This window comes from Streptomyces sp. (genome assembly GCF_035644915.1).
Lineage (GTDB): Bacteria > Actinomycetota > Actinomycetes > Streptomycetales > Streptomycetaceae > Streptomyces.
In genome coordinates, this window is sequence record NZ_DASQNP010000234.1 from 1 (window position 1) to 19,092 (window position 19,092).

Here is a 19,092-nt window from a genome sequence, read left to right on the forward strand (position 1 = left end):
CGCCGCGGGTGCGGCGCCTGCGACGCGGCCTGCGCGGCTCCCCGGCTCCGGCGGAGTCCGCCGCCGTGGCCTCGGCGGCCTCGGCGTGCGTGTCCTCGCCGTGCGCGACGCCTTCACCCTCCTGCGCGCCGGTCCGGGCGCCGGCCGGGGAATCCGTCCGCACCGCCGCACCGCCGCGGGTGCGGCGGCGCCGGCGCGGCCTGCGGGGCTCGTCCGCCCCGGACTCCGTGCCGTCCGCCTGCTCCGCCGGCCCGGACTGCTCCGCCGCGGCGGAACCGTCCACGGCCGCACCGCCGCGGGTGCGGCGGCGCTGGCGCGGAGTGCGCTGCGGCTGCTCCTCGGCGGCCCTGCGGCCCCGGCCGCGACCGCGGCCCCCGGTCTCGCCCAGGTCCTCGATCTCCTCGGCCGCGAGTCCGGCGCGGGTGCGCTCCGACCGCGGCAGTATCCCCTTGGTGCCCTCGGGGATGCCGAGCGCCTCGTACAGGTGCGGGGAGGTGGAGTACGTCTCCGGCGGGTCGCTGAAGTCCAGGTCCAGCGCCTTGTTGATCAACTGCCAGCGCGGGATGTCGTCCCAGTCGACGAGCGTGATGGCCGTGCCCTTCCGGCCCGCCCGGCCGGTGCGGCCGATGCGGTGCAGGTAGGTCTTCTCGTCCTCCGGCGTCTGGTAGTTGATCACGTGCGTGACGCCGTCCACGTCGATGCCGCGGGCGGCGACGTCGGTGCAGACGAGCACGTCGATCTTGCCGTTGCGGAAGGCGCGCAGCGCCTGCTCGCGCGCCCCCTGGCCGAGGTCGCCGTGGACCGCGCCGGCGGCGAAGCCGCGGCGGGCGAGCTGCTCGGCGACATCGGCGGCCGTCCGCTTGGTGCGGCAGAAGATCATCGCCAGTCCGCGGCCCTCGGCCTGGAGGATGCGGGCGATCATCTCCGGCTTGTCCAGGGAGTGCGCGCGGAAGACGTGCTGCGTGGTGTTGGCGACGGTCGCGCCCTCGTCGTCCGGCGCGGTGGCGCGGATGTGCGTGGGGTGCGACATGTAGCGGCGGGCGAGGGCGATGACCTGGCCCGGCATGGTCGCCGAGAACAGCATCGTCTGGCGCTTGGCGGGCAGGAGCTGGATGATCTTCTCGACGTCCGGCAGGAAGCCCAGGTCGAGCATCTCGTCGGCCTCGTCCAGCACCAGCGTGCGGACGTGCGCCAGGCTGAGCTTCTTCTGCCCGGCCAGGTCCAGCAGCCGGCCCGGGGTGCCGACGACCACGTCGACGCCCTTCTTCAGCGCCTCGACCTGCGGTTCGTACGCGCGGCCGCCGTAGATCGACAGCACCCGGACGTTGCGGACCTTGCCCGCGGTGAGGAGGTCGTTGGTGACCTGCTGGCACAGCTCGCGGGTGGGGACGACCACGAGCGCCTGCGGGGCGTCGGTGAGCTGCTCGGGCGTGGCCCGGCCCGCCTCGACGTCGGCGGGGACGACAACGGACTCCAGGAGCGGCAGGCCGAAGCCCAGCGTCTTGCCCGTGCCGGTCTTGGCCTGGCCGATGACGTCGGCGCCGGCGAGGGCGACCGGCAGGGTCATCTCCTGGATGGGGAACGGGGACGTGATGCCGACGGCTTCCAGGGCCTCGGCGGTCTCGGGGAGGATCCCGAGCTCTCGGAATGTGGTGGTCAGGATGCTTGCCTCTTCCGTGAGACGCGGGACGGGGGGGAGCGAGGGCGCACCCCAGCGGAGCAGGGCGGGTCGTACCGCGCCGGACGTCGCCAGCCGCTCGGGCTGTCGTACGGCCTCGCGGCGCGGGACCACGGGCTCTCGCTCAAGCGCTCGTACCGCGCGAGCGGGCCCCTCACCGCGGTCCGTGCGGAACGCGCGGCTGCTGCCGCGCTTCCGCACACGGTCCGCGTGGAGGGCGGTCGTGTCGGAGCCGATCGGGCCACCGACCGGGCATCCGCTGCGGGCCCGGGGAACGTCCCAGGGCCCAGAGAACACAGTATGCGTTGAACCCGCTGTCAGGAAGCGGGCCCAATATCACTGTACCCCCAAACCGCGCATGTTGTACCGGGGAGATTGCGGGCCGGGGGGCGCCCGCGTCCCGGCCCGGGCCGCCCTGGACGCTTCCCGGGCAGGTGGAGCGGACTATTGTGCGCAGCATGGAGACGTCTGACACATCCCCCGACCAGCCCGAGGGCTTCGCCGCCCAGGACTGGGCCCAGGCCTCCGCCGACCCCCAGTACCGGGCGGCCGTCGTGGACCTGCTGGGCGTGCTCGCCTACGGCGAGCTGGCCGCCTTCGAACGGCTCGCGGAGGACGCCAAGCTGGCACCGACCCTTGCGGACAAGGCGGAACTGGCCTCGATGGCGTCGGCGGAGTTCCAGCACTTCGAGCGGTTGCGGAACCGGCTGTCGGAGATCGACGAGGACCCGACGGCGGCGATGGAGCCGTTCGCCGCCGCACTGGACGACTTCCACCGGCTGACCGCGCCGTCGGACTGGCTGGAGGGCCTGATCAAGGCCTACGTCGGCGACTCGATCGCCTCGGACTTCTACCGCGAGGTGGCGGTCCGCCTCGACTCCGACACCCGCGCCCTGGTGCTGGCGGTGCTGGACGACACCGGACACTCCGGCTTCGCGGTGGAGAAGGTGCGCGCGGCCATCGAGGCCGATCCCCGCGTCGGCGGACGGCTCGCCCTGTGGGCCCGCCGTCTGATGGGGGAGGCGCTGTCGCAGGCCCAGCGGGTGGTCGCGGAGCGCGACGCGCTGTCCATGATGCTGGTCGGCGGGGTCGCGGCGGGCTTCGACCTGGCGGAGGTCGGCCGCATGTTCTCCCGGATCACCGAGGCCCACACCAAGCGCATGGCCGCGCTGGGACTGGCGGCCTGACCGGTCGGCCCGACCGGTTTCCGGCCGGACCGGACGAGGTGCGGGACCCGCGGCGGTACGGCTCAGGCCGCGCCCACGCGCGGGCGGCCGCGGACGGGGGCGCCGCCGCGCGGGCGGACCAGCAGGGAGAGCAGGGCGGCCGCGACCAGGACGGCGACCGCCAGCGTGGGAAGCGGATGGCCCGGGCCCAGGACCACATGGGTGATCACACCGCCGCCGAAGGCGGCCGCCGGCCCTGTGGCCAGTACCAGGGGCCGGTTCCGGAACCGGTCAGCGAAGCGGTGGACGGCCACGAGGGCGACGGCGAGGCCGAGGAGCGCGGAACCGAGTACTTCCCAGAGCAATGGGTCCTCCCGCGGGCCGGTGGGGTGCACATCGGGCTACTCGGTCCTACCCCGCGGGCCCGGAGCACGAAACGGCGGCCGGGCGGTTTCCCGCCCGGCCGCCGTGTCCGGTCCTCGTCGGCGGCGTCCTCCGGTTCCGGTTCCGGTTCGCGCCCGGCGCCGTGCGCCGGTGTCGCGCGCCGGTTCGCGCCGGCCGTCGCGTCAGATCGTGCCGAAGCCCACCTTGCGGCCGCTCGGCTCGCCGATGTCCACGTAGGCCAGCCGGTCGGCCGGGACGACCACCCGGCGGCCGCGCTCGTCCACCAGGCTGAGCAGCCGCGACTTGCCGGTCAGAGCCTCGGCGACGGTGCGCTCGATCTCCTCGGCCGTCTGCCCGCTCTCCAGAACGATCTCGCGGGGCGCGTGCTGCACGCCGATCTTGACCTCCACGGCTATGTCCCTCCGAACGGTGTGTGCTTCCCCCTGGCGGAGCCGGGGCGGAGTGCGCGGCCAGCCGCGCCGTACCCAGCCACATTAGCCCGCCGCGGGACACCGGGCCGCCCGGGGCCGCACGCCGACAGCGAACACCGGGGCCGGACGGGCCCGGCGGTCCGGCGCTCCTCGCGGCGCCGTCCTACCCGTGCATCGGGAAGCCCGCGATGCCCCGCCAGGACAGCGACGAGATGAGCTTCGTCGCGGCGTCGCGCGGGATCTTCCGGCCGTTGCCCAGCCAGTACCGCGCGGTGATCTGCGCCATCCCGCACAGCCCCACGGCGAGCAGCATCGCCTCGTCCTCGGGCAGGTCGGTGTCCTCGGAGATGACCTCGCTCACCGCCTGCGCGCAGTCCAGGCTGACCTTGTCCACGCGGTCGCGCACGGCGGGCTCGTTCGTCAGGTCGGACTCGAAGACGAGCCGGAAGGCGCCGCCCTCGTCCTCCACGTACGTGAAGTACGCGTCCATGGTCGCCGCGACCCGCTGCTTGTTGTCGGTGGTCGAGGCCAGGGCCGCGCGCACCGCCTGGACCAGCGCCTCGCAGTGCTGGTCCAGCAGGGCCAGGTACAGGTCGAGCTTGCCGGGGAAGTGCTGGTACAGCACCGGCTTGCTGACGCCCGCGCGTTCGGCGATGTCGTCCATGGCAGCGGCGTGGTAGCCCTGGGCGACGAACACCTCCTGTGCCGCACCGAGCAACTGGTTGCGTCGGGCCCGGCGTGGCAGGCGTGTGCCACGCGGGCGTGCCTCGGTCTGCTCGATGGCTGTCACGCTCGCCTCCTGGGATCTCCCTGCGGACGCCCTCCGGGCGGGGCCCGGGCGGGCACCGGGGGAGGAGTCGTTCCGCGCGCGGTGTGCGCTGCGCTCGCCATCGTACTTTTGGGTAAACCTCCCGTGCGCGGGGCGAGCACAGAAATCCGTGCTTCGAACGCGTGATGTAACGGTTTAGCGGTAATCGTCCTCGTCGAGTTCGACCACCCGGGCCTGCTCCGCGGCGTCCGCGGGGTCCACCTCCGGGGAGTCACGGCCGATCAGCGGCACGTCCCGGTGGCGGAACACGTCGGCGCGCTGTTCGGCCGCGTCCACTTCCGGAGCTTCGACGCCGAACCGCTCGGCCGCGGGCTGCTCGGTCTCCTCGTCCTCGAAGGTGTCGGGGTCGGTGGGATCAACAGGCATGACGGTCCTCTTTCCACGGTGAGGGGATTCCACACGAGCCTAGGAGAGGTGATTTCCCGGAGCGAAGCGGGTGTGACTCCGAACACGTGAGGGGGGCAGTGATCGTCTCGTAACATTGCCTCCATGTCATCGACCGAGCAGTCGGGTTCGCGCGCGGCGGCCCCGTACGAGGTCCCCCCCACGGGGCGGTCGCGGGCCGGGGAGGGCGAGACCCTGCGGTCCGTGTCGCTGCCAGGACTGACGCTGTCGGTGCGCGGCCGCCCGGCCGCGCGCGCGGGTCTGCCCGCGGCGCTCTACGTCCACGGCCTGGGCGGCTCCTCGCAGAACTGGTCCCTGCTGATGCGGGAGCTGGCCGACGCGGTCGACGGCGAGGCCCTCGACCTGCCGGGCTTCGGGCACTCGCCGCCGCCCGACGACGGCAACTACTCGGTCTCCGGGCACGCGCGGGCCGTCATCCGCTACCTCGACGCCTCCGGACGCGGGCCGGTGCACCTGTTCGGCAACTCCCTGGGCGGGGCGATAGCCACCCGGGTCGCGGCCGTCCGCCCCGACCTGGTGCGCACCCTCACCCTCGTCTCGCCCGCCCTGCCGGAACTGCGCCCGCAGCGCACCGCGATCCCCACCGCCCTGCTGGCGGTGCCGGGGGCCACGGCCGTCTTCGGGCGGCTGACCAGACACTGGACCGCCGAGCGGCGCACCCGCGAGGTCCTCGCGCTGTGCTACGGCGACCCCGCCTCGGTCTCGCAGGAGGACTTCGAGGCGGCCGTGGCGGAGTACGAGCGCCGGCTGGCGCTGCCGTACTTCTGGGACTCGCTCGCCCGGTCGGCGCGGGGCATCGTGAACGCCTACACCCTCGGCGGCCAGCACGCGCTGTGGCGCCAGGCGGAGCGGGTGCTGGCGCCGACGCTGCTGGTGTACGGCGGGCGGGACCGGCTGGTCTCCTTCCGCATGGCGCGCAGGGCGAGCGCCGCCTTCCGCGACGCCCGGCTGCTGGCGCTGCCGGACGCGGGACACGTCGCGATGATGGAGTACCCGGAGGCGGTGGCGGACGCCTTCCGGGAACTGCTGCGGGACACCGAGCTGCAAGACATCGACACGGGCAGGGGTTGACGAGGCGTGGGACGTCACAGCCGCCGGGGCCGGCCGAACACCGGCAAGCCGACGACCACGGCCGCCGGGAGGCCCCCCGTCGTCCAGCCCGTCGTTCAGGAGGAGGCCCCGCGCCCCCACCCGGCGCCGGCCCCGGCGCAGGAGGTGCCGCAGGGCGTGCCGCACCACGGCGCGCCGGTGTACGCCGGGGCCGACGCCCGGGCCGTCCCACCGCCGTACGGAGCGCCCCGGGTCCGCGGCGGCCACCCCGAGCACCGCGAACCGGGCGGCGCCTGGGGGATCCCCCCGCAGCGCGGCCCCGTCCCGGACGCCGCGCGCGGCCCGGCGGGCGGACCGCCGCAGGGGGTGGTGCACGGAGCCGGGCGGATGCCGCGGCAGGAGTACATCGACGCCTTCGACGACGACGTCTTCGCCGCGGCCGGGCGGCGGACGCCCGTCACCGGCCCGCCGGCCGGCGAATACGGCGCCGGGGGTGTCGCGGCGCCCCCCGCGCCCGGCGAGCCCCGGGAGGCGGAGCCCCGGACGGTCCGGGACGGCGGGAGCGAGCAGAACAGCGAGCGGAACAGCGAGCGGAACGGTGAGACCGGCGCGGGCGCCGGCGGGGACACCGGCGCCGGAAGCCCCGGGACCGCCGGCGGGAGCAGGAAGGACAGGGGCGGCCGGGGCCGCACCTTCACCGGGATCACCGCCGCGGCCGTGACCACCGTGCTCGCCGTCGTGGTGGCCGGGCAGGTCACCGACGCCCGGAGCGGCGCCGAGGGCCTGCCGGGCGCGGGCGGCGAGAACGAGCGCATGAGCGCCCAGGACTCCTCCCGCTCCGACGCCCGCCCCACGCCCTCGAAGGCGTCGGCCCCGCCGGCGAGCACCGCCCCCGTCTCCTACGCCGAGCGGATGGACCGGCTCTTCGACCTCAGCCCGGACTTCAAGGGCACGGGCAGGCTCGTCCCCGTCCCCGGGCGGGACGGGGCACCCGGGCGCGGACCGGTCGTCCGCTACCGGGTGGACGTCGAGGAGGGGCTGCCGCTGGACGGCCGGCTGTTCGCCGAGGCCGTCCACCGCACGCTCAACGACGAGCGGAGCTGGAGCCACGGCGGCGCCCGCACCTTCGAGCGGGTCTCCGGCGGCGACGCCGACTTCGTGATCACGCTCGCCGGCCCGGCCACCACCGCCGAGTGGTGCGCCAGATCGGGCCTGGACACCACGATCGACAACGTGTCGTGCGACTCGGCCGCGACCGAGCGCGTCATGATCAACGCCTACCGGTGGGCGCGCGGCGCGGAGACCTTCGGCCCGGAGCGGATGCGGGAGTACCGGGAGATGCTCATCAACCACGAGGTGGGCCACCGGCTCGGCATGGGGCACGTCGGCTGCCCCGAGGACGGCGCCCTGGCGCCGGTGATGATGCAGCAGACGAAGTACCTGACCACGGGCGGGGCGACCTGCCGCCCCAACGCCTGGCCCTTCCCGGACGCCTGAGGCACCCCACCGAACGGCCGAACGTTCAACCGGGCGAAAAGTCACGGTAGTTCACCCCTTCCGGTGGTGTGGCGGACAACCGTCCACCATGCCGCCCCATCCCGCGCATAACGTCTTCCCGCGACGCCACGGGGACGGCCGGTGGCCAGGAGGAGGAGCGGGGGTGAACGCGTGCGCATCGCACTGCTCACGGAGGGCGGCTACCCGTATCCGGGCGGTGACTCGGTCGTGTGGTGCGACCGGTTGGTGCGCGGGCTGGGGGGCCACGAGTTCGAGGTCTACGCGCTCGGCCGCGGCGAACGGCAGCGGGCGGGCGCCTGGCCCGCCCTGCCGGACAACGTCCGGCGGGTGCGCACCGCACCGCTGTGGGGTCCCGCTCCCGGGGACGGTCCGCGGGGCGGCTCCGGCGGATACGGGCGGCGCGAGAGGCGGCGGTTCGGCGAGCACTTCGCCGACCTGGCCGGAGCCGTCTGCGCGGAACCGGGGGAGGAGGCGGCCACCGCCGAGGCGGACCGTTTCGCCAGCGGGCTCCACGGGCTCGCCGACCTCGCCCGCGAGCGCGGCGGACTCGCCGCCGCGCTCCGCTCCGAACAGGCCCTCCGCCTGCTGGAGGCGGCCTGCCGGGCCCCCGGCGCACTCCGCGCCGTGCGCGCCGCCGCGGTGACCGACCTGCTCACGGTCACCGGGGAGCTGGAACGGGTGCTGCGGCCCCTCTCCCTGGACTGGTACGGCGAGCCCGGCCTGGCGACGGCGGACGTCTGCCACGCGGTGGGCGGCGGCCCCGCCGCGCTGCCGGGACTGCTGGCCGGGCGGCTGTTCGGGACGCCGCTGCTGGTCACCGAGTACGGGGTGCGGCTGCGCGAGCACTACCTCGCCAGCGCCGCGCACGCCGTCGCCCCGCACGCCGTGAGCGCGCCCGTACGCGCCCTGCTCGCCTCGTTCCACAGACGCCTGGCGGGCGAGGCGTACCGCCGGGCGGACCTGATCACGTCCGGCAACACCCACGCCCGCCGCTGGCAGCAGAGGTGCGGGGCGGACCGGAACCGGCTGCGCACCGTCCACCCGGGGATGGACGCGTCGCCGCTCACCGGGATCGAGGAGGACACCGGGGAGGAACGGCCCGACCCGCTGCTGGTGTGGACCGGGCGGATCGAGCCCGCCAGGGACCTGGTCTGCCTGCTGCACGCCTTCGCCGGGGTCCGCCGGACCGTGCCCGGCGCCCGGCTGCTGATCGCCGAGCACCCCGGCGGGCCCGCCGCGGCGGACGGGAGGGAGGCGGAGGCGTACCTCGCGCACTGCCGTGCGCTGGCCGCCCAGCTCTTCCCCGACGAGGCGGCCGACGCCCTGAGCGTCGGCGACAACCCCGTCCGCTTCGCGCGGATCGGGGACCCCGAGGTGCCCCGGCTCGCGGACGCGTACGCCGCCGCCGACGTCGCCGTGCTCTCCAGCGTCGTGGAAGGCCTCCCGATCCCGCTGGTCGAGGCGATGTTCGCCGGGCGGGCCACGGTTTCCACGGACGTCGGCGCGGTGCGCGAGGTCATCGGCGGCACGGGGCTGGTGGTGCCGCCGCGCAACCCCCGGGCCCTGGCGGACGCCTGCGTCGCCCTGCTGGGCGACCCCGCCCGGCGCGCCCGGCTGGGCGCCGCCGCCAGGGCCCGGGCGCTGGAGCTGTTCACCGTCGAGCAGAACGTCGCGGCGTTCCGCGGCATCTACCTGGAACTGCTCTCCCGCCGCCCGGAACCCGCCAGGGGGACCGCCGGGGCCCGGCCGTTCGCCCGTCCGCCCGAGGCCCACCTCCCCGTCCACCGGGCCGTGCTCACCGACCGGGCCGGCGGACGGGCCGGACGCGGCCCGAGCTGGGCCCGTACGGCCCCCGAGCCCCGTGCCGCCCCCGGCACGGTCCCGGCGGGCGCGCCCACCGGGGCCCGGGAGGGGCGCCGATGAGCCGCCCGCCGGGACCGCACCGGCCCGCCGACCCGGTGCGCACCCTGCTGCACCGGCACCGGGAGCTGTGCGAACGGGCCGTGGACCCGCTGGAGATCGCCGCGGCCCTGGAGGCCCGGGGGATCACCGACCGCACCGCGGCGCGCTACCGGCACCGGGACGTGTTCTCGCTCGCCGAGGAGCTGTACGCCCGGACGCCCCGCGCCGGCGGACCCCTCGACGGACCCCTGACGGCGCCGCCCGCGCCCGCCCCGCCCGCCGGACCGGACGCGCCGCGCCGCCGCGGCGCGCGGTGGGCGCGGGCTACGCGCGTGGCGCTGCTCCCGCTGCTGCCCGGCGCGCTGTGCGCGGCGACGCTGTACGTGCCGCACGCGCCGGCCCCGGTGGGGAGCGCCCCGCCGTCCGTCCGGATCGCCGCTACGGCGGTGGGCGCGTTACTCGTGCTGCTGTCCGCGTGGCTGTGCCTGCGCGCGACGGTCCCGTCCGGCACCGCCCCGACCCGGGCCACCGTGCTGGGGAGCTGCTGGCTGCTCGGTTACGCCCTCGCCGGCGACCGGTTGCTGGCCTGGTGCCTGGGCGACGGGGTGCGGGCGGCGCCGCTCCCGGCCGAGCGGTGGACACCGCTGGCCCTGGCCCTGGCCGTCGCGCCCGCCGTGTGGTGCGCGCGCTGGTTCGCCGCGCGGGCGCGGCGGCGGCTGCGCACCAGCCGGGACCTGGCGGAGTTCGCGGCCCGGACGCGTCCGCTGCTCGCCGCGGCCGTCACGCTGTTCACCGCGGCCCTGTCGGCCGTGGTGACCGCCGCCCACCTCGCCCTGGACGGCGCGGCCCTCCCGGGCCCCCTCCCGCTCGCCGCCGTGACCGCGCTCGGCACGCTGCTGTTCACCGCGGTGCTGCTGACCGCCCACGGCTTTCCGGCCGCCGCCGCCCGCGGACTCGCCGTGGCCTGCGTCCTGGAGGCGGCGGCCCTCGCCGCCGCGTCGGCCGCCCGGCGGCCCGGCGCGGCGCACCTGGGCCGCCCCGTGGAGGCGCTGGTGGACGCCTGGGGGCCGGCCGCCGTCCCCGCCGCGGCCTGCACCGCCGCGGCCCTGGTCCTGCTGGCCTCTGCCGCCGGTTCCCTCACGGCCGCCTCCGCCCACCGCCGGGACGGGCCGTGACCCCCGCGGCCGGGCCCCGCCCCCGATCCACGCCGGCGCACGAGACCGCGTGCGCCATGCACCACCGATGAAGGAGCACACCCCATGACCGTTCCGTGCGCCACCGGCGTCACCGCACCTGTGCGGGAGGACGTCCGATGAGAGTGCTGCTGATCGGAGCCAACGGATACCTCGGCCGCCACGTCGCCGACCGCCTGCTCGCCGACCCGGCCGTCCAGCTCACCGCGCTCGGCCGGGGCGACGACGCCGACGTCCGCTTCGACCTGTCCACCGGCAGCCCGGGGGCGCTCACCCGCTTCCTCGACGCGGTGCACCCCAGCGTCGTCATCAACTGCGCCGGCGCCACCCGCGGCGGCGCCCGGGAGCTGATCCGGCACAACACCGTGGCCACCGCCACCGTCTGCGAGTCGCTGCGCCGCAGCGGATGCGGGGCCCGGCTGGTCCACCTCGGCTGCGCCGCGGAGTACGGTCCCTCCCCGGCCGGCTCCTCGACCGGCGAGGACGCCGTGCCGCGCCCCGGCAGCCCGTACGGCGTCAGCAAGCTGGCCGCCAGCGAACTGGTCCTGGGCTCCGGCCTGGACGCCATCGTGCTGCGGGTCTTCTCGCCGACCGGCCCCGGCACCCCCACCGGCTCGCCGCTGGGGCGGCTCGCGGAGGCATTGCGCCGGGTGATGCAGCAGGGGGAGGGCGAACTCAGGCTCGCCGGGCTGGGCGTCCAACGCGACTTCGTGGACGTGCGGGACGTGGCGCGGGCGGTGCACGCCGCCGCGCTGTCGGCCGCCCAGGGGGTGGTCAACATCGGCACCGGACACGCGGTACGGCTGCGGGAGGTGGTCTCCGTGCTGGCCCGGACCGCCGGCTACCCCGGCCCGGTGCACGAGCTGGACGAGGTGCACCAGACCGCCGGCGGCCCGCCGGCGCCCCCGCCGTACCCCGACGGATGCGGCCCCTGGCAGCAGGCGGACGTCCGCAGCGCGCGCGACCGGCTGGGGTGGCGGCCCCGGATCGGTCTGGAGGAGTCGCTGGCGGACATCTGGATGGAGGCGGCGTGCCGTATCTGACCAGCTCCGGCAGACGGCTCCCGGCCGCCGGCGCGCCCGGCCGGACCGGCGTCGGGGTGCCCGGCTACGCGCATCCGATGGTGGCGCCCGCGGAATGGGCCGAACTGGCCCGCCCGGGCGCGCCGGTGCACTGGGCGGTGCTCAACGTGGCGCGCGGGCCGGGGGCGTGCGCCGACCCGTACTGCGCGGCGGCGGTGGCCGGGCTGCGCGGCGCCGGGGTGCGGGTGCTCGGCCACCTGGACGCGCGCCACGGTCACCGCGACCTCGCCGCGCTGGTCCGTGACGCGCACCGCTTCCTCGACTGGTACGGGGTGGACGGCTTCTTCCTGGACCGCTGCCCCGGCGACCGCGCCGCCCTGCCGGAGGTGAGCCGGGTGGCGATCACGCTGCGCGCCCTGGCCTGGGACGCCCACCTCGTCCTCGGCCACGGCACGCACCCCTTCCCCGGCTACGCGGAGGTGGCCGACCAGCTCGTGACGTTCTCCGGGCCGTGGACGGACTACCGCTGGTCGCAGGCGGCGGAGTGGACGGCGGACCATCCGCCGGATCGCTTCTGCCACCTGGTGCACGGCGTACCGCGCACGCACCTGGAGGAGGCGGTGCGCATCGCCCGCTGGCAGGGAGCGGGCACCGTCTGGTTCACGGACCGCACGCGCCGGGGGCGCCGGGGGGAGGACGCGGACCCCTGGGAGACGATGCCCGGCTACTGGGACGAGATCGTCTCGCGCCTCGGACCGGGTGTCTCGGAATGAGATCCCGCGTGGCAGTGTTACGAGAGGAACAACCGTCCACCGACCAACCTGTTGAGGTCTCCGTGTCGCTGCCACCCCTGGTCGAGCCGGCCTCCGAACTCACCGTCGACGAGGTCCGCAGATACTCGCGTCACCTGATCATCCCGGACGTCGGGATGGACGGGCAGAAGCGGCTGAAGAACGCAAAGGTGCTCTGCGTGGGAGCGGGCGGTCTCGGCTCCCCGACCCTGATGTACCTGGCCGCGGCAGGTGTGGGCACGCTCGGCATCGTGGAGTTCGACGAGGTCGACGAGTCCAACCTCCAGCGCCAGATCATCCACAGCCAGTCGGACATCGGCCGCTCCAAGGCCGAGTCCGCGCGGGACACGGTGCTCGGGATCAACCCGTACGTCACGGTCAACCTCCACCAGGAGCGGCTGGACTCCTCCAACGTGATGGAGCTGTTCGCCCAGTACGACCTGATCGTGGACGGCACCGACAACTTCGCCACCCGCTACCTGGTCAACGACGCCTGCGTGCTGCTGAACAAGCCGTACGTGTGGGGCTCGATCTACCGCTTCGACGGCCAGGCGTCGGTCTTCTGGAGCGAGCACGGACCGTGCTACCGCTGCCTGTACCCCGAGCCCCCGCCGCCCGGCATGGTCCCGAGCTGCGCCGAGGGCGGCGTGCTGGGCGTGCTGTGCGCGTCGATCGGCTCGATCCAGACCACCGAGGCGATCAAGCTGCTGGCGGGCATCGGCGAGCCGCTGGTCGGCCGCCTGATGATCTACGACGCCCTGGAGATGACGTACCGGCAGGTCAAGGTCCGCAAGGACCCGGAGTGCGCGGTCTGCGGCAAGAACCCGACGGTCACCGAGCTGATCGACTACGAGGCGTTCTGCGGTGTGGTCTCCGACGAGGCCCAGCAGGCCGCGGCGGGCTCGACCATCACGCCGAAGCAGCTCAAGGAGTGGCTGGACGCGGGCGAGAACATCGAGGTCATCGACGTCCGCGAGCCCAACGAGTACGAGATCGTCTCCATCCCGGGCGCCCGGCTGATCCCGAAGAACGAGTTCCTGATGGGCGATGCCCTGAGCAGGCTGCCGCAGGACAAGCGGATCGTCTTGCACTGCAAGACGGGTGTCCGCAGTGCGGAAGTGCTCGCGGTGCTGAAGAACGCGGGCTTCTCGGACGCCGTCCACGTCGGCGGCGGCGTCATCGGCTGGGTCAACCAGATCGAGCCGGAGAAGCCGGTCTACTGAACCTTCCCTGTGGCGGGGTGCGACGACGGGTCGCACCCCGCCACCGTGCTGCCGGGACGCGGTCGTCGCCTGTCGTTGTCGGTCGTCGTCGGCCGACCTCTGACGGCCCACGGACGGCCCGCGTGCGTCCCGTTGAGCCGCCGGCGCCGGCGGCCCGCTGATGCAGACCCCGGAACCGGCCCGCCAAGAGCCCTTCGGGAGGGGCGTGCCCGAACCGCTGTCGGGCCGGGCCGTGTCCGTCCCCGACTCCGCCCCGGGGAGAAGCAGCGAGGAGTGGCCCACGGCCGCGAGTCCCGATGCCTTCCGCGGGGAACCGCCTGCCGCTTGTCGTCCGGGAGGACATGAACCGCTTTCCAGTCCGAAGGCACCCCGGGAACCGCCTTCGACCCGGGATGCGACACCAGGGGAAGGACCCTCGTACGGGACCGGGGAGGGGCCTCCAGCCCGTTCTGCCGGGTGGGGGCCTGAGCCGGACGAGCAGGGCTACCGCCCACTGCCGTCCAGCGGTTGCCCTTGCCTTCCCGGCCGTCTTCCGGTGGAGAACGGGCCGTCGAGGACGAGTGGTCACCTCGAAGCTCCCGGCACGCGTCTCCGGCCGACAACTGCTGATCGAAAAATCATATGCATCAGCAAGATCACCATCCGCTAGGCTCAACGCGCCCACCATGAGCCCGCCGGGGTCCTTCGGACGAAGGAACGGCCGGACTCGGACGACGAAGAAGGGGGAACCAGGTGAAGCTGAGCAAGGCGCGAGCCGCCGGCGTCACACTGTGCGCGTTCGCTTTGGGGCTGGTCACGGCCAACTCCGCGTCCGCCGCGTACTGGAGCTACGGAGCCTACGAAGGCGGCGGGTACGGCATCTGGAACTACGACCCGGGCCCCGACCCGATCGGCTACGGCGACGCGCCCGGCGACGCGATCGCGGCCTGTGATTCTGCTGCGGACGGCTGGGGCATCGAGGTCCGGCTCGACATCGGCCGCGACGGGGACATCGACCGCAAGGTCAGCACCCGCGGGCAGCATTCCCCGTACTGCTCGGACTACGCGACCGGCGACATCACCGAAGGAACTCCCGTCCGCGTGTGGGTCGTGAAGGTCAACGGCACGACCGACTACCGCCCCGTCTACAAGGACGGAACCGCGTAGATTCCGACCACTCCGGACGGCATGACCGTCAGGGTGTTCCGGCGGCCTCTCCAGCTCTGGTGGACATGGGGCGATGGCCAATAGCCGGTACGGTCCACTGAACCTCCCCTGTGGCGGGGTGCGACGACGGGTCGCGCCCCGCCACGGTGCTGTCGGAGGCTGCCGGAACGCGGCCGTCGCGGGCCTTGAGTCTCCAGTGGGTGGAGGGTCCAGACTTCCCGGGTGAACGAGGAAGAACCCCTGCTCACCATCGGGCAGCTCGCCGGCCGGACGGCCGCGAGCGTCCGCAGCATCCGCTACTGGTCGGACATCGGCGTGCTCACACCGGAACGGCGCTCCGCGAGCGGGTACCGCCTGTACGGGGCCGACGCCGTCGTACGCCTCGACCTCATCCGCAGCCTCCGGCAACTGGGGCTGAGCCTGGAGGAGGTGCGCCGCGTCCTGCGCCGTGAGATGACGGTCGCGGAGGTGGCCGCCGGCCACGTCGCGGCCGTGGACGCGCAGATCCGCGCGCTCAAGGTGAACCGGGCCGTCCTGTCCGCGATCGCGCGTCGCGGATCCACCGCTGAGGAGACAGCGCTTGTGAACAAGCTGGCACGGCTCTCGGCCGACGAGCGTCGGAAGATCATCGAGGACTTCATGAAGGAGGTGTCCGGCGGGCTGGAGGGCGCGCCGGACATGGACGAACGCCTGCGGCGCTCGCCCGTCGAGCTGCCCGACAACCCCTCCGCCGAGCAGGTGGACGCCTGGCTCGAACTCGCCGAGCTCATCTCGGATCCCGGCTTCCGCACGCGCATGCGGCGGATGCTCGAACTGAACACGCCCGGGCGGCCCGGCTCCTCCATCTGGTTCACCGGGCATGTCGTACAGGTCGTCGGCGAGGCCCGCGCGAGGGGAGTGGACCCGGAGGGACGCGGGGCCTCGGCCGTGCTGACCCGGCTGTTCCACGACGCGGACAGGGCAGAGGTCCTCGAAGCCCTCCAGGCGGGGTTCGCCGCGGACGCCCAGCGCTTCCGCCGGCTGCTCTCCCTCGTCAAGGGCCGCCGGCCACGCCTCGCGCCCCGGGAGGACTACCTCTGGCTGGAGCGGGCGCTGCGGGCGGACCTGCGGCGCGGAGCGCCGTGAGACGTCCCGGGGCGGGGACGCTCAGCGGGAGTGGCCCAGCCAGCGGCCGCGCAGGGCGACCAGGACGCCCGCCGCCACGGCGAGCAGCAGCAGGGAGACCGAGGTCGCGGCGGCCGGGTCCTGCTGGAGGAGCAGGTAGACCTGGAGCGGCAGGGTCTGGGTGGTGCCCGGGAGGTTGCCCGCGAAGGTGATCGTCGCGCCGAACTCGCCCAGCGCCCGCGCCCAGCACAGCGCCGCGCCCGACGCCAGGGAGGGCATCACCATGGGCAGGGTGACGTGGCGCAGCGTCTGGGGGAGGGTCGCGCCCATGGTGGCGGCGGCCTCCTCGTAGCGCGGATGGATGCCGTTCAGGGCCCCCTCCAGGCTGATCACCAGGAACGGCATCGCCACGAAGGCGGCGGCGACCACCGCGCCCGCGGTGGAGAACGGCAGGGTCACCCCGAGCGCCTCCAGCGGCCCGCCCAGCAGGCCGCCCCGGCCGAAGCCGCGCAGCAGGGCGACGCCCGCGACGGTCGGCGGCAGCACCATCGGCAGCAGCACCAGGCCGCGCACCAGCGACCTGCCGCGGAAGTCCACCCGGGCCAGCAGCCACGCCAGCGGCACGCCCAGGACGAGCGAGAGCAGCAGGGCGAGGCCGGAGACCAGCAGGGACAGCCCGAGGGCCCGGGCCACGGCGGGGGAGGAGAGCTGCCCGGCGAGGTCGGGCCAGGGCGTGTGGGCCAGCACGCCGGCCAGCGGCACGGCCAGGAAGGCCAGGGCGAGCGCGGCGGGCAGGGCGAGCGCGGCCGGCGGGCGCGTACGGGGGGCGGGACGGCGGCTCACGGCAGCAGGAAGCCGGCGTCCCGCAGGAGGCGGCGGGCCGGTTCGGTGCCCAGCCAGGCGATGACGTCGGCGGCCTCCCCGGGGTGCGCGGCGTCCTCGAGCACGGCGGCGGGGTACCGGACGACAGGGTTCCGGTCGTCGGGGAGGGGAACGGCGTCGACCCCGTCCCCGGCGGCGACGGCGTCCGTGGCGTACACCAGGCCCGCGTCGGCCTCGCCCAGCTCCACCTTGCTCAGCACGGCGCGGACGCTCGGCTCCCGGGAGACCGGCCGCACGGTGACGCCGTACCGCTCCAGGAGCCGCTGCCCGTACCGGCCGGCGGGGACCTCGGGGGCGGCGAGCACGACCGCGACGTCCTCGCGGGCGAGGTCGCCGGGCGAGTCGATGCCCAGGGGGTTGCCGGGCGCGGTGGCGACGGCGAGCCGGTTGCGGGCGATCACGGTGGGCGGGCCGGTCTCCTCCCGCAGCGTGTCCATCGTCGCGGTGTCGGCGGTGACGATCAGGTCGGCGGGCATGCCCTGGCGGACCTGCGCGGCCAGCTCCTGGGAACCGGCGAAGGAGAAGCGGAGCCGGACGCCTGGGTGCTCCTCCTCGTAGGCCGCGCCCGCCGCGGTGAGGACGTCGGTGAGGGAGGAGGCGGCCAGCACCGTCACGGTCGTCCGCGCGCCGTCCTCGTCACCGCCCGCACGGCCGAGCGCGCCGCCCGTACAGGCGGCCGCCAGACAGGCCAGGACGGTCAGCAGGGCGGCGGCGAGCCGGACGCGGCGGGGCAGACGGGGCAGACGGGTCGGGTGGATCACGGCCGGCCGCCTCAGACCCGGTCGACGTGCACGTTGGTGGCCTTCACCCGGGCCACGGCCTCCATGCCGACCGCCAGCCCCAGCTCCTCGACGGCCTCCCGGGTGAGCAGGGAGACCAGCCGGTGGGGCCCGGCCTGGATCTCGACCTGGGCGGCGACGTCGCCGAGCCGGACGGCGGTGACGATCCCGGGGAAGGCGTTGCGGACGCTGGTGCGGGGCTCGTCCTCCTCACCGCCCGGGCCGCCCGTACCGTCGGCGGCGAGCGCGACGGCGAAGGCGGCGAGGTCCTCCCCCTCCACCAGCCGACGGCCGCTGTCGTCCCGCCGCGTCGGCAGCCGCCCGGCGTCGGCCCAGCGGCGCACCGTGTCGGCGCTGACCCCGAGCAGACGCGCCGCCCGGCCCATGGAGTAGGAAGGCATGTGCCCGACGGTAGGGCGTACGGGCTGGCAGGTGCAAGGCGGAACCGGATTCTCCCCTGGCATCCGCGCATCTCGTGCGCGGGCCGCGGGGCGCGCCGGGCGGAACCGCCCGGCGCGGACGGCACGTCACCCCGTTGTCACCCCCGTCGCCCGTGCGCCCCCGCGTGCGGGGCTCCCTGGAGGTCCGGACCGTGCAGCACGCCCGTGTACGGCGCGCCGTTCTCGCCGCGCTCGCCCTCGTCCCGCTCGCGGCCTGCGACCGGGGCGGCTCCCCGGCCTCGTCGTCGGGCCCGCCGTCGGTGTCGTCGCCGGGCCCGTCGTCCCCGTCCGCTGGGGCAGGGGAGCCGTACCTCCGCGAGTTCAGGAGGCTGGAGGGCGAGTTCGACGCGCGGCTGGGCGTCTACGCCGTCGACACCGGCACCGGGCGCGAGGTGGCCTACAACGACGGCGAGCGGTTCGCCTACGCCTCCACGTTCAAGGCGCTGGCCGCCGGTGCCGTGCTGCGGAAGTACTCCCTGGACGGGATGGACCGGGTGATCGAGTACTCCAGGGACGACCTGATCCCCCACTCCCCCGTGACGGAGAAGCACGTCGAGGACGGGATGACCCTGGGCGAGCTGTGCGAGGCCGCCGTCCGCTTCAGTGACAACACCGCGGCCAACCTGCTGTTCGACGTGCTCGGCGGGCCCCGGGGCCTGGACGCCGTGCTGGAGGGGATCGGCGACGACGTCACCCGGATGGAGCGCCGCGAGCCCCGGCTGAACCGGTGGGCGCCGGGCTCCACACGGGACACGAGCACGCCGCGGGCGCTGGCCGGGGACCTGCGGGCGTTCGTCCTCGGGGACGCCCTGGGCGAGGGGGAACGCGCACGGCTCGCCGGGTGGCTGCGGACCAACACCACCGGAGCCGGGCTGATCAGGGCCGGGGTGCCCGAGGACTGGGTGGTCGGCGACAAGACCGGAACCGGCAGCGACTACGGCGCCCGCAACGACATCGCCGTGGTGTGGCGCCCCGACGCCGCCCCCGTCGTCGTGGCGATCATGTCGAACCGCGACGAGAAGGATGCCGAGCACGACGACGAACTGATCGCGGAAGCGGCTTCCGTGGTCGCCGACGCGCTGTCGTAGCCGTCGGGGCCGCCGTAGCCGTCAGGGCTGTCACAGCAGGAGGAACGCGCCGCGGGCGGCC

General features: G+C 75.1%; 19 protein-coding genes. 11 read left to right on the plus strand and 8 right to left on the minus strand.

The window, feature by feature from the left end:
- The coding region (locus VE546_RS24985) for a DEAD/DEAH box helicase (RefSeq protein WP_324926221.1) at positions 1-1,723 on the minus strand (1,723 nt) is incomplete at its 3' end.
- Positions 1,724-2,136: 413 nt separating this feature from the next.
- Here VE546_RS24985 and VE546_RS24990 point away from each other — a divergent pair.
- Positions 2,137-2,865 (plus strand): ferritin-like fold-containing protein, encoded by a 729-nt coding sequence (locus VE546_RS24990; protein WP_324926131.1) that lies wholly within the window; start codon positions 2,137-2,139, stop codon positions 2,863-2,865.
- A 62-nt stretch (positions 2,866-2,927) separates the two neighbouring features.
- Here VE546_RS24990 and VE546_RS24995 read toward each other — a convergent pair whose 3' ends face one another.
- From VE546_RS24995 to VE546_RS25010, 4 genes are all read right to left on the minus strand, one after another.
- Positions 2,928-3,209 (minus strand): hypothetical protein, encoded by a 282-nt coding sequence (locus VE546_RS24995; protein ID WP_324926132.1) that lies wholly within the window; start codon positions 3,207-3,209, stop codon positions 2,928-2,930.
- Positions 3,210-3,410: 201 nt separating this feature from the next.
- On the minus strand, positions 3,411-3,638 hold the full coding sequence (locus VE546_RS25000) for a DUF3107 domain-containing protein (RefSeq protein WP_324926133.1): 228 nt from the start codon (positions 3,636-3,638) through the stop codon (positions 3,411-3,413).
- Between the two features lie 184 nt (positions 3,639-3,822).
- Positions 3,823-4,449 carry a TetR/AcrR family transcriptional regulator gene (locus tag VE546_RS25005; RefSeq protein ID WP_324926135.1) on the minus strand — a complete coding sequence of 209 codons (627 nt, stop codon included), beginning with the start codon at positions 4,447-4,449 and terminating at the stop codon, positions 3,823-3,825.
- Between the two features lie 174 nt (positions 4,450-4,623).
- Positions 4,624-4,854, minus strand: a complete 231-nt coding sequence (locus VE546_RS25010; protein WP_324926136.1) for a hypothetical protein — start codon at positions 4,852-4,854, stop codon at positions 4,624-4,626.
- Between the two features lie 123 nt (positions 4,855-4,977).
- On the opposite strand from VE546_RS25010, the gene VE546_RS25015 reads away from it, so the two are divergent.
- The 9 genes from VE546_RS25015 (at position 4,978) to VE546_RS25055 (ending at position 15,863) form a co-directional block, all read left to right on the plus strand.
- A complete protein-coding gene (locus VE546_RS25015) occupies positions 4,978-5,964 on the plus strand; it encodes an alpha/beta hydrolase (RefSeq protein ID WP_324926137.1) in 987 nt (328 codons plus the stop codon).
- A 6-nt stretch (positions 5,965-5,970) separates the two neighbouring features.
- The gene (locus VE546_RS25020) at positions 5,971-7,440 is read left to right on the plus strand and encodes a DUF3152 domain-containing protein (RefSeq protein ID WP_324926138.1); all 1,470 of its coding nucleotides are present in this window, start codon (positions 5,971-5,973) and stop codon (positions 7,438-7,440) included.
- A gap of 171 nt (positions 7,441-7,611) precedes the next feature.
- Positions 7,612-9,384: a DUF3492 domain-containing protein gene (locus tag VE546_RS25025; protein WP_324926140.1), complete on the plus strand. Its 1,773-nt coding sequence runs from the start codon at positions 7,612-7,614 to the stop codon at positions 9,382-9,384.
- Complete coding sequence (locus VE546_RS25030) at positions 9,381-10,538, plus strand: hypothetical protein (RefSeq protein WP_324926141.1); 1,158 nt, start codon at positions 9,381-9,383, stop codon at positions 10,536-10,538. Before VE546_RS25025 ends, VE546_RS25030 begins: the two co-directional genes overlap by 4 nt.
- 137 nt (positions 10,539-10,675) lie before the next feature.
- A complete protein-coding gene (locus VE546_RS25035; protein WP_324926142.1) occupies positions 10,676-11,599 on the plus strand; it encodes an NAD(P)-dependent oxidoreductase in 924 nt (307 codons plus the stop codon).
- Positions 11,587-12,351: a spherulation-specific family 4 protein gene (locus VE546_RS25040; RefSeq protein WP_324926144.1), complete on the plus strand. Its 765-nt coding sequence runs from the start codon at positions 11,587-11,589 to the stop codon at positions 12,349-12,351. The genes VE546_RS25035 and VE546_RS25040 overlap by 13 nt, the downstream gene beginning before the upstream one ends.
- A gap of 62 nt (positions 12,352-12,413) precedes the next feature.
- Positions 12,414-13,592 carry an adenylyltransferase/sulfurtransferase MoeZ gene (gene moeZ / locus VE546_RS25045; RefSeq protein WP_324926145.1) on the plus strand — a complete coding sequence of 393 codons (1,179 nt, stop codon included), beginning with the start codon at positions 12,414-12,416 and terminating at the stop codon, positions 13,590-13,592.
- A 732-nt stretch (positions 13,593-14,324) separates the two neighbouring features.
- Positions 14,325-14,738: a hypothetical protein gene (locus VE546_RS25050; protein ID WP_324926146.1), complete on the plus strand. Its 414-nt coding sequence runs from the start codon at positions 14,325-14,327 to the stop codon at positions 14,736-14,738.
- A 222-nt stretch (positions 14,739-14,960) separates the two neighbouring features.
- Complete coding sequence (locus tag VE546_RS25055; protein ID WP_324926148.1) at positions 14,961-15,863, plus strand: MerR family transcriptional regulator; 903 nt, start codon at positions 14,961-14,963, stop codon at positions 15,861-15,863.
- 21 nt (positions 15,864-15,884) lie between these two features.
- Here VE546_RS25055 and VE546_RS25060 read toward each other — a convergent pair whose 3' ends face one another.
- The 3 genes from VE546_RS25060 to VE546_RS25070 are packed head-to-tail and all read right to left on the minus strand — an operon-like array spanning position 15,885 to position 17,904.
- The gene (locus tag VE546_RS25060; protein ID WP_414720573.1) at positions 15,885-16,685 is read right to left on the minus strand and encodes an ABC transporter permease; all 801 of its coding nucleotides are present in this window, start codon (positions 16,683-16,685) and stop codon (positions 15,885-15,887) included.
- Complete coding sequence (gene modA / locus VE546_RS25065; protein ID WP_324926223.1) at positions 16,682-17,482, minus strand: molybdate ABC transporter substrate-binding protein; 801 nt, start codon at positions 17,480-17,482, stop codon at positions 16,682-16,684. The genes VE546_RS25060 and modA overlap by 4 nt, the downstream gene beginning before the upstream one ends.
- 14 nt (positions 17,483-17,496) lie before the next feature.
- Positions 17,497-17,904 (minus strand): helix-turn-helix transcriptional regulator, encoded by a 408-nt coding sequence (locus tag VE546_RS25070; RefSeq protein WP_324926149.1) that lies wholly within the window; start codon positions 17,902-17,904, stop codon positions 17,497-17,499.
- A gap of 176 nt (positions 17,905-18,080) precedes the next feature.
- Between VE546_RS25070 and bla the strand changes: the two genes are divergently transcribed.
- Entirely contained in the window at positions 18,081-19,031 is a 951-nt protein-coding gene (bla, locus tag VE546_RS25075; protein ID WP_414720578.1) for a class A beta-lactamase, read from the plus strand.
- The last annotated feature ends 61 nt before the right edge of the window (positions 19,032-19,092 follow it).